The sequence below is a fragment of the Cellulomonas iranensis NBRC 101100 = JCM 18110 genome (assembly GCF_001552375.1).
Lineage (GTDB): Bacteria > Actinomycetota > Actinomycetes > Actinomycetales > Cellulomonadaceae > Cellulomonas > Cellulomonas iranensis.
This window is the reverse complement of record NZ_BCRB01000048.1, coordinates 1-13519: the sequence shown is the minus strand read 5'-3', so window position 1 is coordinate 13519 and position 13519 is coordinate 1. Positions and strand designations below refer to the sequence as shown.

Sequence of the window (13519 nt, the reverse complement as noted above, 5' to 3'; positions counted from 1 at the left end):
CATGCTGACCGCCATCGTCCTCATCGACTGCGACGCCGCACGCATCCCCGAGGTCGCCGCCGCGACCGCCGAGATCGAGGGCGTGAGCGAGGTCTACTCCGTGACCGGCGAGGTCGACCTCATCGCGATGGTGCGGGTCCGGGAGCACGACAGCCTCGCCGACGTCATCGCGGACAAGGTGAGCAAGGTCGAGGGCGTCGTGCGCACGCAGACGTACATCGCGTTCCGCGCCTACTCGCGGCACGACCTCGAGGAGGCGTTCGCCCTCGGCCTGGAGGACTGAGCGCCTGGAGGACTGAGGCCGGGGCACCTCCCGGCGTCCCGGGAGGTGCGGCGAACGGCTCAGGACGCCGCGGCCGCCCGCCACCGGGCGAGGACGTCGGCGGTCGCGCCGTCGTCGAGCGCCCGCTCGGCCAGCCCGGCGCCGGCGACGAGCCGCTCGACGAGCGACCCCTGCGCGGTGCCCGGGAGCGTGCCGTCCGCGACGAGCGCGGCGGCGGCGTTGAGGACCACGGTGTCCCGCACGGGGCCGTGCTCACCGGCCACGAGCGCGCGCACGACGTCGGCGTTCTGCGCGGCGGCGCCGCCGCGCAGCTGCTCGACCGTCACGGGCGGCACGCCGACGGCCGCCCACTCGACGACCTCCTCGCGCACGTCGCCGTCGCGCACCTCCCAGAACCGTGTGGCGCCGGTGGCGGCGACCTCGTCGAGCCCGTCGTGCTCGCCGCGGAAGACGAGCGCGGAGCGACCGCGCGCCGCCAGGACGCCGGCGATGAGGCCGGCCATGCGCGCGTCGGCGACGCCGATCGCGCTCGACTGGGGCTGCGCGGGGTTGGTCAGCGGACCCAGGAAGTTGAAGGCGGTCGCGATCCCGAGGTCGCGACGCGTCGCGCCGGCGTGCCGCATCGAGGGGTGGAACGCCCCCGCGAAGCAGAACGTGATCCGCACCTCCGACGCGAGCCGGGCGACCCGGTCGAGCGGCAGGTCGAGCCGGATCCCGAGGGCCTCGAGCACGTCGGCCGACCCCGTCGACGAGGACGCGGCACGGTTGCCGTGCTTGACCACCGTGAGGCCCGCGCCGGCCACGACGAGCGCGGCCATCGTCGAGATGTTCACGGTGTGCAGGCGGTCACCGCCCGTGCCGACGATGTCGACCGAGCGCCCCGGGACCTCGAAGCGGTGCGCGTGCTCGAGCATCTGGTCGGCCAGGCCCGCGAGCTCGGCGACGGTCTCGCCCTTGGCGCGCAGCGCCACGAGGAACCCCGCGACCTGCGAGGGCGTCGCCTCGCCGCTCATGATGCGGTCCATCGCCCACGCGGCCTGCGCGGAGTCGAGGTCCTCGCCCCGCACGAGCGCGGTGAGCAGGTCGGGCCAGGTCGTCCCGAGCGTCATCGACCGGACGCGCCCGCGTGCACGAGGTCCGCGATCGCGTCGTGCAGCACGACCGGGTCGAACGGGCGGCTCACCACCGCGTCCGCGTTCGACCACGACGCGAGCCACGCGTCCTGCGGGCGCCCCGTCAGCACGACCACGGGCGGGCACGCGTAGACCTCGTCCTTGAGCTGGCGGCACAGCCCGAGGCCGCCGACCTTGTCGGCCTCGCCGTCGAGCACCAGCACGTCGAGCCCGCCGGCCTCGGTCGCCGCGATCGCGGCGTCGGCCGTGGCGACCTCGGTCCACTCGATGTCGGGCTCGCCGCGTCCGAGCCGACGCCCGACCGCGAGCCTGACCTGCTCACGTGCGTCGACGTCGTCGCTGTACAGCAGGATGCGCGGCCCGCGGGCCGCGGGGTCGGCGGTGCTCATGGTGCCCCTCACTCGTCGTCGACGTGCCAGGGGCATCTTGGCACGTCGACGACCTCGTCCGCCGCTCCCGCCGCCGGACGGGTCGCGGGAGCGCACCCGCAGGTCACGAGAAAGTGACGATGTGACATATCCCCGCGACCGAACGTGGGTCGAACGACCCATGCGCGGCGCTCGTCAGCCATAATGACGAGCGTGTCGACCGCAACGGCTGCCTCGCGCCCAGTCCCCCACGTGACCGTCAACCGGCCCAACCCGGTGACGGTCGGCACGATCGTGTGGCTCGCCAGCGAGCTCATGTTCTTCGCCGGCCTCTTCGCCATGTACTTCACGGTGCGTGCGGCGGTCCCCGAGGAGTGGGCCGTCCAGACGGAGAAGCTCAACCTCACGTTCGCGTTCGCCAACACGACGATCCTGGTGCTGTCGTCGGTGACGTGCCAGATGGGCGTGTGGGCCGCCGAGCGGCTGCAGCCGGTCCGCAGCGGGTCGATCGTGCAGTTCTGGCGCTGGGGCATGAACGAGTGGATGACCCTGACGTACGTCATGGGCGCGGTCTTCATCGGCGGCCAGATCTTCGAGTACGCCGAGCTCGTCGAGCACGGCCTGACGATCTCGTCGTCGCCGTACGGCTCGGTGTTCTACCTGGCGACCGGCTTCCACGGCCTCCACGTGGTCGGCGGCCTCATCGCCTTCCTCTTCCTGCTCGGCCGCTCGTTCGCCGCCAAGCGGTTCGGCCACCACGAGGAGACGACCGCGATCGTCACCTCGATCTACTGGCACTTCGTCGACGTCGTGTGGATCGCGCTCTTCGCCATCATCTACCTCGTCCGATGACGCCGGCGGCCGCTCGGCGGCCGCCACCCCGCCCCCTTCCGTACCCCCGACACGCGAGACGAGGACCGATCCGTGAAGGCACTCGCAGCCCGCAGGCACGACCGGCGTGCGCCGGTCGTGCTGCTCCTGCTGGCGCTGCTGCTCACCGGCGCGCTGTACGCCGTCCTGGCACCGACCGCCGCCGACGCCGCCCCCGCGGCGCCGACGGCGGACCAGGTCGAGACCGGTGAGAAGCTGTTCCAGGCCAACTGCGCGACCTGCCACGGGCCCGACGCCACCGGCACCGACGCCGTGCCGTCGCTGGTCGGCGTGGGCGCCGCGGCCGTCGACTTCCAGGTCGGCACGGGCCGCATGCCCATGCAGATGAACGGCCCGCAGGCGCAGGCGAAGCCCGCGCAGTTCGACGAGGAGCAGATCGCCGCCCTCGCCGCGTACGTCGCGTCGCTGGGCCCCGGGCCCGCGGTGCCCTCGGAGAAGCAGGTCGACCCCGCCCTCGGCGACCCCGCCAACGGCATGGCCCTGTTCCGCACCAACTGCGCGATGTGCCACAACGCCGTCGGCGCCGGCGGTGCGCTGTCGCAGGGCAAGTTCGCGCCGAACCTGTGGGAGACGTCGCCGACGCACCTCTACGAGGCCATGGCGACCGGCCCGCAGAACATGCCCGTCTTCAACGACGCGACGCTCACGCCGGACGAGAAGCGCGACATCATCGCGTACCTCGACCTGCAGGGCGACGAGGCACCCGGCGGCATCGGCCTCGGGAGCCTCGGCCCCGTCAGCGAGGGCCTGTGGGCCTGGGTCGTCGGCATGGGTCTGCTCATCGGAGCAGCAGTCTGGATCGGAGCGAGGTCCTCGTGAGCACCACCCACGACCACGGCCACGACGAGCTCGAGCCCCGCGACACCGCGGGCTCCGACCTCGCGCTGCGCCAGGGCGACGACGCGGTCGACAAGTTCGAGAACCCGGGCTTCGGCCCGCACCGCCCACGCCGCTCGGACGTCGAGCCCGAGGCGAACAAGCGTGCCGAGCGCCAGGTCGTCGCGCTCTTCACGATCTCGATCCTCGGCACGATCGGCTTCGTCGCCGCGTACTTCGCGCTGCCCCCGGGCGAGACCATCGCCTCGATGCGCGTCTCCAACCTCGCGCTCGGGCTCGGGCTCGCGTTCGCGCTCCTCGGCATCGGGCTCGCGGCCGTCCACTGGGCGAAGTCGCTCATGAACGACCACGAGAAGGCCGAGGACCGCCACGCGCAGCGCAGCTCGGACCAGACCCGCGCCGAGGCCGTCGCCGCCCTCAAGGAGGGCGCGCAGGACTCCGCGATCGGACGGCGCGGCGTGCTCAAGGGCGCGCTCGTGTCCTCGCTCGCGCTGTTCCCGCTGACGATCGCCCTGCCGCTGATCGGCGAGGTCGGCGAGGACTGGAACGTCTCGAAGTTCAAGCGCACCATGTGGGCACGGAACAAGAAGCTCACGATCGACCCGACGGGTCGACCCATCAAGGCCTCGGACGTGACGATCGGCTCGGTCGTCCACGTGATCCCCGAGGGCCTGCACGAGACCGAGGCCCCGCTCGACGAGAAGGCCAAGGCCGTCGTCCTGCTGGTGCGGCTCGACCCGCGCGACATCAAGTCCGAGCAGGGCGAGGGCTGGTCGTACGACGGGATCGTCGCGTTCTCCAAGATCTGCACGCACGTCGGCTGCCCCGTGGCGCTCTACGAGCAGCACACGCACCACCTGCTGTGCCCGTGCCACCAGAGCACGTTCGACGTGGCCGACGGCGCCAAGGTCGTCTTCGGTCCCGCCAAGCGGCCGCTGCCCCAGCTGCCGATCACCGTCGACGACGAGGGCTACCTGGTGGCGCAGAGCGACTTCCACGAGCCCATCGGACCGAGCTTCTGGGAGCGGCTGCGATGAGCACCACCACCAGCGCACCGACCGGCGCCGGCAAGGCCGCCGCGAAGACCGCCGACTACCTCGACCAGCGCACCGGCATCGGGACCGCGGTCAAGGAGTTCGCGCGCAAGATCTTCCCCGACCACTGGTCGTTCCTGCTCGGGGAGATCGCGCTCTACAGCTTCGTCACGCTGCTCATCTCGGGCGTGTTCCTCACGATGTTCTTCGTGCCGAGCATGACCGAGGTGCACTACGACGGCCCGTGGCCGGCGATGCAGGGCGTCGAGATGTCCGAGGCGTACGCCTCGACGCTGCGACTGTCGTTCGAGGTCACCGGCGGTCTGCTCATGCGGCAGATCCACCACTGGGCCGCGCTCATCTTCATGGCGGCGATCGTCACGCACATGATGCGCGTGTTCTTCACGGGCGCGTTCCGCAAGCCCCGCGAGCTCAACTGGGTCGTCGGCTTCGTGCTGCTGATCCTGGGCCTCGCCGCCGGGTTCTCGGGCTACTCGCTCCCCGACGACGTGCTCTCGGGCAACGGCCTGCGCATCACCGACGGCGTCGTGCGGTCCATCCCGATCCTGGGCAGCTACCTGTCGTACTTCATCTTCGGCGGAGAGTTCCCGGGGCACGACATCATCCCGCGCCTGTTCACCGTGCACATCCTGCTCGTGCCCGGTCTGATCCTCGCGCTCATCGGCCTGCACCTGTTCTTCGTCGTGCTCCACAAGCACACGCAGTACCCGGGCTCGGGCCGCACCAACGCGAACGTCGTGGGCTACCCGCTGTTCCCCGTGTACGTCGCGAAGGCCGGCGGCTACTTCTTCATCGTCTTCGGCGTCATCGCGCTCATGGGCGCGACCATGTCGATCAACCCGGTGTGGAACTACGGGCCGTACGACCCGTCCCCCGTGTCCGCGGGCGCACAACCCGACTGGTACATGCTCTTCCTCGAGGGGTCGCTGCGACTCATGCCGGGGCAGACGGAGTACGTGCTGTTCGGGCCCGACGGGTGGACCCTGTCGCTGAACGTCCTCATCCCGGCGGTCGTGGTCCCGGGCGTGCTGTTCACGCTGCTCGCCCTGTACCCGTTCGTCGAGTCGTTCGCGACCGGTGACAAGCGCGAGCACCACGTGCTCGACCGCCCCCGCAACCGGCCCTTCCGGACCGCGTTCGGCGTCTCGCTCCTCACGGCGTTCTTCATCCTGGTGCTCGCGGGGTCGAACGACCTCATCGCGACGCACTTCCACATGTCGATCAACGACATCACGTGGGTGTTCCGGTTCCTGCTGTTCCTCGGGCCGTGGGCGGCGTTCGCCGTCACCAAGCGGATCTGCCTGGGCCTGCAGCGCAAGGACCGCGAGCTGGTGCTGCACGGGCACGAGACCGGTCAGATCGTGCGGTTCGCGTCGGGCGAGTACATCGAGGTGCACAAGCCCCTCGACGCGCACGAGCGGTGGCTCCGCGTGCAGCACGACGCGATCCGCCCCGTCGAGATCGAGCCGGCCGAGGACTCGCGCGGCGTGCGCCGCAAGGGCTACCGGCTGGACCGCATGCGTCAGCGCCTGTCGCAGGTCTTCTACGAGGACCGCGTCGAGCCCGTGACGCCCGCGCAGCTGGCCGCGTCGCACTCGCACGGCGAGCACGACGCGCTCGGCTCCGACCAGGAGAAGGCGCCCGCCCAGCTGCTCGGCGAGTCCGCCCCCACGGGTGGCGGCCGCCGGCTGCGCTCGGAGGATGAGACGACCGCCGACGGGCGGAACAGCTGATCCTGGACGAGAGTTGACCTGAGCGACGACCGTTCGCGGTGTCCGGCCGACGTGGCCGGGCACCGCGACGGCGTTTCCGGGCGGGTGCGAGCACCCGCCACCCGACGCAGGAGAGGTAAGAGATGGCTGACTACACGCTCCCGGATCTGCCGTACGACTACGCGGCGCTCGAGCCGCACATCTCCGGCAGGATCATGGAGCTGCACCACGACAAGCACCACGCCGCGTACGTGACCGGCGCCAACACGGCGCTCGAGAAGCTCGCCGCGGCCCGTGAGTCGGGCGACTTCGCGGCGGTGAACCTGCACGAGAAGAACCTCGCGTTCAACCTCGGTGGGCACGTCAACCACTCGGTGTTCTGGCAGAACCTCTCCCCGGACGGTGGCGACAAGCCGACCGGCGAGCTCGCCGCCGCGATCGACGAGTTCTTCGGGTCGTTCGACGCGTTCCAGAAGCACTTCGCCGCGAACGCGGTCGGCATCCAGGGCTCCGGCTGGTCCATCCTCGGGTGGGACTCGGTGGGCCAGAAGCTCGCGATCTTCCAGCTGTACGACCAGCAGGGCAACATCCCCCTCGGCCTGACGCCGATCGTGGTCCTCGACATGTGGGAGCACGCGTTCTACCTCGACTACGTCAACGTCAAGGCGGACTACGTCAAGGCGTGGTGGAACATCGTGAGCTGGGCCGACGCCGAGAAGCGCTTCACGGCAGCCCGCTCGCAGACGTCCGGGCTGATCGTCCCCTCGCTCTGACGCGCTGACCGTCCCGACGGCCGCTCACCGGCGTGGTGGGCGGCCGTCGTGCTGTCCCGGCGCGGCGGGGTCGGGACCGTCAGGCCTTGGCCAGCGGCCGCACGGCGACGATCCAGGCGGGATCCAGCGGCCCCGCGCGCCGCCACCGTCCCGTGGTCGTGCCCGCACGCTCTGCCGTTCCCTGCTCCCCGCGCCGCGTCGCGAGTCCGGCGTCGATCTCGACCGCGACGAGCGCCGGCGTCGCGCCCGTGGCGGACCGCTCCCCCGCGGCGACCCGCTCCGCCACGGCGGGGAGGTCGTCCGCGTCGCAGACCGGGATCGTCTCCCCCGGGTCCGACGCGCCGGCTCTCGCCGGCCGCTCGTCGTGCGCGTCGACGTCGACGCGGGCGAGCAGCGCCTCGAGCGCTGCGGCGGGCATGACGTGCCAGACGCGCGCCGGGACCGGCGCCGCCGCCAGCGCCGAGCGCTGCGCCGCGCCCCACCCGCCCGCCTGGTCGACGACGAGGCACAGCTCGTTGCCCTCCGGGTCCCGCATCACGACGTAGCCGTCGCCCCGCGCGTCGAGCTCGCGGCGACCCGTCGGCACGGCACCGAGGGCGCGGGCACGCGCGAGGGCCCACCGGACGTCCTGCGCCTCGACGTCGAGGTGCAGCCGGTTCTTGTGCGACTGCTTGCCCTCCGGGACCCGCTGGAAGGCGAGGCGGACGCCGTCGGTCTCGAGCACCGCCCACCCGTCGTGCACGAGCGCCCACGGGGCGTCCAGCAGCGCGCCCCAGAACGCCGCGAGGCGTGACGGGTCCTGGCAGTCGACGACGAGCTCCTGGATGCGCACGGGGCGAGGCTAGCGAGACCGTCCGACATCGCCCCGTCCGACATCGCACCGTCCGATATCGCACCGCACGCCGCGACGACCCCGCTGCGCCCGTGTGGGCGTGCGTGGGAGCAGACGCAGGAGGGGCGCACCACCGGTCCGGTGGTGCGCCCCTCCTGGCGGTCGAACGCTGCGCGTCAGTGCGCGTGCTGCCCGCGCGAGAACTCGAAGAGCCAGCCCACGAGCCCGATCGCGGCGAGCGCGACGGCGGGCACCATCAGCCACCAGCCGACGGCGAGCGCGAGGAACGCGATCGAGGCCGCGAGGCCGACGACGAGGGGCCACCAGCTCCACGGGCTGAACGTGCCCTGGTTGCCGGCACCCTGCTCGATCTCGCCGAGCTCGTCGTCCTCGGGCCGCTGGCCGATGCGACGCGCCAGGAGCGCGAAGTAGCCGCCGATCATGCCGACCAGGCCGCCGGTCAGCGGGATGCTGACGGTCCCGACCGGCTCGCCGCCGCTCCAGAACCCGTAGATGAGCCCGACGGGGACGAAGAACAGGATCCCGTACAGGAAGAGCTGGGCCTCGATCTTCATCGGTCGTCCTCCTCACGGCGCCGGTCGACGTCCTCCTGGTCGTGCTCGAGCACCGTCGTGGACGACTGGTGCTCCTCGCCCGAGCCGTTCGCGATCCGCTCCTCGGCGAGCTCGCGCTCACCCGTGCGCTGCGGCGCCCAGTCGAGCGGGCCCGGGTCGTCGGGCTCAACGTGGTCGAGCGCGGCGACCTCGGGGTGGTGCAGGTCGAACGCGGGACGCTCCGAGCGGATGCGGGGCAGCGACGTGAAGTTGTGCCGCGGCGGCGGGCAGCTCGTCGCCCACTCGAGCGAGCCGCCGTAGCCCCACGGGTCGTCGACCGTGACCTTGGGCGCGTGGCGCCACGTCACGTAGACGTTCCAGAGGAAGGGCAGCGTCGAGGCCGCGAGGATCACCGAGCCGACGGTGGAGAGCTGGTTCATCCACGTGAAGCCGTCCGCCGGCGAGTAGTCCGCGTAGCGGCGCGGCATGCCGATGACGCCCAGCCAGTGCTGCACGAGGAACGTCATGTGGAAGCCCACGAACAGGACCCAGAAGTGGATCTTGCCCAGGCGCTCGTCGAGCATGCGACCGGTGAACTTGGGCCACCAGAAGTAGAAGCCCGCGAACATCGCGAACACGACCGTGCCGAACACCACGTAGTGGAAGTGGGCGACGACGAAGTACGTGTCGGACAGGTGGAAGTCGAGCGCCGGGCTGGACAGGATGACGCCCGTCAGGCCACCGAAGAGGAAGGTCACGAGGAAGCCGATGGTCCACAGCATCGGCGTCTCGAACGTGAGCTTGCCGCGCCACATCGTGCCGATCCAGTTGAAGAACTTCACACCGGTCGGCACCGCGATGAGCATCGTCATGAACGAGAAGAACGGCAGCAGCACCGCACCCGTGACGTACATGTGGTGCGCCCACACGGTGACGGACAGGGCCGCGATCGCGACCGTCGCGTACACCAGTCCCTTGTAGCCGAAGATCGGCTTGCGGCTGAACACCGGCAGGATCTCGGTGACGATGCCGAAGAACGGCAGCGCGATGATGTAGACCTCGGGGTGCCCGAAGAACCAGAACAGGTGCTGCCAGAGCAGCGCACCGCCGTTGTCGGGGTTGAACACCTGGGCGCCGAGGCGCCGGTCGGCGCCGAGCGCGAACAGCGCGGCGGCCAGCGGCGGGAACGCCATGAGGACCAGCAGCGACGTCACCAGGATGTTCCAGGTGAAGATCGGCATCCGGAACATCGTCATGCCGGGCGCACGCATCGTGACGACCGTGGTGATGAAGTTGACGGCACCCAGGATCGTGCCGAAGCCGGTGAGCGCGAGCCCGAAGACCCACAGGTCGCCGCCGAGCCCCGGCGAGTACATCTGGTTGGACAACGGCGCGTAGGCGAACCACCCGAACGACGCGGCACCCTGCGGCGTGAGGAAACCCGCCGCCGCGATGAGGCCGCCGAACAGGTACAGCCAGTACGCGAACATGTTGAGACGCGGGAACGCGACGTCGGGCGCACCGATCTGCAGCGGCAGGATGATGTTGGCGAAGCCCGCGAACAACGGCGTCGCGAACAGCAGCAGCATGATCGTGCCGTGCATCGTGAACGCCTGGTTGTACTGCTCCTTGGACTGGAACAGGTCCATGCCGGGCGCGAACAGCTCGGCGCGGATGAGCAGCGCCAGGATCCCGCCGATCGCGAACCACACGAACGACGTGATCAGGTACATGTACCCGATCGTCTTGTGGTCGGTGGAGGTGATCCACTTCACGACCGTCCGGCCGAGCGTCTGGCGACGCGGCGCCAGCCCCGGGATGACCTCGGTGTGGGCAGCCATCAGTCCTCGCCCTTCGCCACGTCGTTCAGGTCCTGCTGCCGGCTGTACTCGAGGCCGAGCGCTCCGGTCTGGCCGCGGTCGCGCAGCTCCTCCATGTGGGCGTCGTACTCCTCCTGCGAGACCACGGCGACGTTGAACAGCATCGACGAGTGCTCCTCGCCGCACAGCTCGGCGCACTTGCCGGCGTAGAAGCCCTCACGCGTCGGCGTGACCTGGAACGTGTTGGTCCGGCCCGGGATCATGTCGAGCTTGTAGAGGAACTCGGGGATCCAGAACGAGTGGATGACGTCGCGCGAGTCCAGCGTGAACTCCACGCGCTCGTTGACCGGCAGGTACAGCGTGACCTGGTCGCCGAGCACCGACGCGTCGGAACCGATGTCCTGCGCGTGCTGACCCGTCTCGTAGACGTCCTCGTCGAGGTAGTTGAAGTCCCAGCTCCACTGCTTGCCGATGACCTGGATGTTCACGTCCGGCTCGGCCGACGTGTCCGTCAGCGCGGTCGTGTCCCGGTTGGTGTAGTAGAAGAGCACCCCGACCATGATGATCGGCAGCAGGATGTACATGACCTCGAGCGGCACGTGGTAGCGCAGCTGGACCGGCAGCGTGTCGTCGTCCTTGCGCTTGCGGTACACCGCGACGCACCACAGGATCAGGCCCCACGTGATGGCGCCGACGATGAGGGCGGCGATCCACGACCCGACCCAGAGCGAGACGACACGACCGGTGTGGTCGGTGACCTCCTGGTCGGAGTGGCCGGGGAGCCAGCCTCGCTGGACCGCTTCGGAGCAGCCGCTGAGCACGAGCACGGCGGCCGTGGCCACCACGGCGGCGACGGTGCGCCGGGTGCGGCGGGGGGAAACCGGGTGCACGGGGGACCTTCCACTCGACGTCCCGCCGGGTGCCGCCCGCAGAGGGCGCACGCGGTCTGGGACCTTCGTCCTCGACCCGAGCAGCCTAGCGCGCCGTGGCGCCGCTCACGTGCCGTGTCGCGCGTTTGACGACGTGGTGTCAGCACCGTCACACCGCGTGCACGCCACGTGGAGGTCCTGCGCGCGCCCCGCGGCTACCGTGCACGCGTGACCACTCCCCCCGCCCCGCCGGTCCGCGCGGTGCTCGACGTCGCCGGGCACGCACCGCTGCGCGCCGCCGCCCGCACCGCGTTCGTCGAGGCGCTCGACCAGGGCTGGGCCGACCCGCGACGGCTGCACGCCGAGGGCCGTCGCGCACGGCTGCTGCTCGACGGCGCGCGCGAGGCGCTGGCCGCGGGGCTCGGCGCACGCACCGAGGAGGTCGACCTCGTCGCGTCGCACACGCTCGCGCTGCACAACGCGGTGCGCTCCGTCGCACGGGGCCGGCGGCGCGCGGGCGCCGACGTCGTCGTCGGCGCCGTCGAGCGCGCCGCCGTGCACCACGCCGCCGACTTCGTGACGTCCGGCGCCGGCGGCGCGGTCCGGACCGTCGACGTCGACGTGCACGGGCGCGTCGACGCCGACGCGTTCGTCGCGGCCGCCGCGGGGCCGGTCGCGCTCGCGGCGCTCCAGCACGCCAACGGCGAGGTCGGCACGCTCCAGCCCGTGGCCGCCGTCCACGAGCGGCTGCGCACCGCGGGCGTCCCGCTGCTGGTCGACGTCGGCGCGAGCGCGGGCCACGTCCCCGTGGGCGCGGCCGGGGACGTGCTGGTCGCCGACGCGGGCGACTGGGGCGGACCACCCCTCGGGGTCGTCGTGACGCGGCGCGGCGTGCGCCGCAGCCCGGACTGGCCGGACGACGACGACCGGTGGTCGCCCGGCGGCGTCGTCGTGCCGGCCGCGCTCGCCGCCGCCGTCGCGCTCCAGGAGGCGCAGGCCGGTGCGGCGGCCGCGGACACGCACCGGCGCGCGCTCGTGGACCTCGTGCGCCGCCGCGTCGCCGCCGAGGTCCCGGACGTCCAGGTCGTCGGCGACCCCGTGGACCGGCTGCCGCACGTCGTGACGTTCTCGTGCCTGTACGTCGACGGCGAGGCGATCGTCGACCGGCTCGACCGCGCGGGCTTCGGCGTCGGCTCGGGCTCGGCCTGCACGTCGAGCACGCTGGAGCCCAGCCACGTGCTGGTCGCGATGGGCGTGCTCACGCAGGGCAACGTGCGGCTCGCGCTCCCCCACGACGTCGACGCCGCGGCCGTGCGCCGGTTCTGCGACGTCCTGCCGCGCGCCGTGGCCGACGTGCGGGCCGCGCTGGGCGCGTGACGGGCCCGGCGCACCGAGGGCGGCCGACGCCGCGGGGACGAGACGCCCGGGTACGCCGCGAGCCCGCACCCTCACGGGTACGGGCTCGCGGGTCGAGCGCTGCGGGTCAGCCGAACGAGCCGCCGCACGCGCAGGAGCTGCCCGCGTTGGGGTTGTCGATCGTGAAGCCCTGCTTCTCGATCGTGTCCGCGAAGTCGATCGTCGCGCCCTCGAGGTACGGGACGCTCATGCGGTCCACGACGACCTCGACGCCGTCGTAGTCGCGCGTCGCGTCCCCGTCGAGCAGGCGCTCGTCGAAGTACAGCTGGTAGATCAGGCCCGAGCAGCCGCCGGGCTGCACCGCGACGCGCAGGCGCAGGTCGTCGCGCCCCTCCTGCTCGAGCAGGCTGCGCACCTTGTCGGCCGCCACGTCGGTGAGCTGGACGCCGTGCGTCGCGGTCTGCGTGGTCTCGCTCATGTCACTCCCGGGTTCGCCAGAACGGTCCTCGTCGTCGCCAACACCGATGACCGGGCCGTTGTTCCCGACCAGCGTACGCCCCGTCGAGCTCGCGACGAGGGCCCCGCGGGGACGGCCCGCCGGGCCCGCTCAGGACCCGTGCGCGGGCGACCAGGTGCGCGCCACCCGCGCCGCGCGGGCGCGCAGCGACCCGACCGGGTCCGCGAGCGCGGCAGGGACGTCGCGCGGGTCGTCGGCGACCGCGTAGGCGGCCGTCACGCCCGCGGCCGACAGCTCGCGCCGCCCGACCTGCACCTCGCCCGACACGACGACCGTCGGGACCGCGAGCGGCAGCGCGCGCGCCGCGACCTCGGCGACGACCTTGCCGTGCAGGGACTGCCAGTCGGTGCGTCCCTCGCCCGTGACCACCAGGTCGTGGCGGGCGATGCGCCCGGGCAGGTCGACCGCGTCGGCGACGAGCGAGGCGCCCGGCAGCAGCCGCGCGCCGAGCAGCGCGAGCGCGAAGCCGACGCCGCCGGCGGCACCCGCGCCGGGCAGGCCGGTGAGCCGGGCGGCGCG

At 72.0% G+C, this 13519-nt stretch carries 15 protein-coding genes; 7 read left to right on the top strand and 8 right to left on the bottom strand.

The genetic code is table 11. The features are described from left to right. The first annotated feature begins 1 nt into the window (after nt 1). Nucleotides 2-283, top strand: coding sequence for an Lrp/AsnC family transcriptional regulator (locus CS2_RS11215; RefSeq protein ID WP_046528566.1), 282 nt, complete (start codon nt 2-4; stop codon nt 281-283). Nucleotides 284-342: 59 nt separating this feature from the next. Here CS2_RS11215 and trpD read toward each other — a convergent pair whose 3' ends face one another. Beyond that, nucleotides 343-1392 carry an anthranilate phosphoribosyltransferase gene (gene trpD / locus CS2_RS11210; protein WP_046528567.1) on the bottom strand — a complete coding sequence of 350 codons (1050 nt, stop codon included), beginning with the start codon at nt 1390-1392 and terminating at the stop codon, nt 343-345. Continuing rightward, the gene (locus CS2_RS11205) at nt 1389-1805 is read right to left on the bottom strand and encodes a response regulator (RefSeq protein ID WP_070320057.1); all 417 of its coding nucleotides are present in this window, start codon (nt 1803-1805) and stop codon (nt 1389-1391) included. The genes trpD and CS2_RS11205 overlap by 4 nt, the downstream gene beginning before the upstream one ends. A gap of 183 nt (nt 1806-1988) precedes the next feature. Between CS2_RS11205 and ctaE the strand changes: the two genes are divergently transcribed. The 5 genes from ctaE to CS2_RS11180 all read left to right on the top strand — a co-directional run bounded on the left by ctaE (nt 1989) and on the right by CS2_RS11180 (nt 7052). After that, nucleotides 1989-2636: an aa3-type cytochrome oxidase subunit III gene (gene ctaE, locus CS2_RS11200; protein ID WP_046528569.1), complete on the top strand. Its 648-nt coding sequence runs from the start codon at nt 1989-1991 to the stop codon at nt 2634-2636. A 72-nt stretch (nt 2637-2708) separates the two neighbouring features. Next, the gene (gene qcrC / locus CS2_RS11195) at nt 2709-3494 is read left to right on the top strand and encodes a cytochrome bc1 complex diheme cytochrome c subunit (RefSeq protein WP_070320056.1); all 786 of its coding nucleotides are present in this window, start codon (nt 2709-2711) and stop codon (nt 3492-3494) included. Further along, entirely contained in the window at nt 3491-4549 is a 1059-nt protein-coding gene (qcrA, locus tag CS2_RS11190; protein ID WP_052748227.1) for a cytochrome bc1 complex Rieske iron-sulfur subunit, read from the top strand. The genes qcrC and qcrA overlap by 4 nt, the downstream gene beginning before the upstream one ends. Then, nucleotides 4546-6300 carry a cytochrome bc1 complex cytochrome b subunit gene (gene qcrB, locus CS2_RS11185; RefSeq protein WP_046528571.1) on the top strand — a complete coding sequence of 585 codons (1755 nt, stop codon included), beginning with the start codon at nt 4546-4548 and terminating at the stop codon, nt 6298-6300. Before qcrA ends, qcrB begins: the two co-directional genes overlap by 4 nt. A gap of 122 nt (nt 6301-6422) precedes the next feature. Continuing rightward, nucleotides 6423-7052 (top strand): superoxide dismutase, encoded by a 630-nt coding sequence (locus CS2_RS11180; RefSeq protein ID WP_046528572.1) that lies wholly within the window; start codon nt 6423-6425, stop codon nt 7050-7052. Nucleotides 7053-7131: 79 nt separating this feature from the next. Here CS2_RS11180 and CS2_RS19370 read toward each other — a convergent pair whose 3' ends face one another. From CS2_RS19370 to ctaC, 4 genes are all read right to left on the bottom strand, one after another. After that, a complete protein-coding gene (locus CS2_RS19370; RefSeq protein WP_217997383.1) occupies nt 7132-7884 on the bottom strand; it encodes a VOC family protein in 753 nt (250 codons plus the stop codon). Between the two features lie 176 nt (nt 7885-8060). Next, entirely contained in the window at nt 8061-8459 is a 399-nt protein-coding gene (locus tag CS2_RS11170; RefSeq protein WP_046528573.1) for a cytochrome c oxidase subunit 4, read from the bottom strand. Beyond that, the gene (gene ctaD / locus CS2_RS11165) at nt 8456-10279 is read right to left on the bottom strand and encodes an aa3-type cytochrome oxidase subunit I (protein ID WP_046528574.1); all 1824 of its coding nucleotides are present in this window, start codon (nt 10277-10279) and stop codon (nt 8456-8458) included. Before ctaD ends, CS2_RS11170 begins: the two co-directional genes overlap by 4 nt. Next, complete coding sequence (gene ctaC, locus CS2_RS11160; RefSeq protein ID WP_070320055.1) at nt 10279-11148, bottom strand: aa3-type cytochrome oxidase subunit II; 870 nt, start codon at nt 11146-11148, stop codon at nt 10279-10281. The genes ctaD and ctaC overlap by 1 nt, the downstream gene beginning before the upstream one ends. A 207-nt stretch (nt 11149-11355) precedes the next feature. Here ctaC and CS2_RS11155 point away from each other — a divergent pair, with 207 nt between their 5' ends. Beyond that, the gene (locus CS2_RS11155) at nt 11356-12504 is read left to right on the top strand and encodes an aminotransferase class V-fold PLP-dependent enzyme (RefSeq protein WP_070320065.1); all 1149 of its coding nucleotides are present in this window, start codon (nt 11356-11358) and stop codon (nt 12502-12504) included. A gap of 106 nt (nt 12505-12610) precedes the next feature. On the opposite strand, the gene erpA is transcribed toward CS2_RS11155, so the two are convergent. Both erpA and CS2_RS11145 read right to left on the bottom strand, forming a co-directional pair. Further along, nucleotides 12611-12961 (bottom strand): iron-sulfur cluster insertion protein ErpA, encoded by a 351-nt coding sequence (gene erpA / locus CS2_RS11150; protein ID WP_046528576.1) that lies wholly within the window; start codon nt 12959-12961, stop codon nt 12611-12613. 129 nt (nt 12962-13090) lie between these two features. Then, the coding region (locus CS2_RS11145; protein ID WP_174524304.1) for a glycerate kinase at nt 13091-13519 on the bottom strand (429 nt) is incomplete at its 5' end.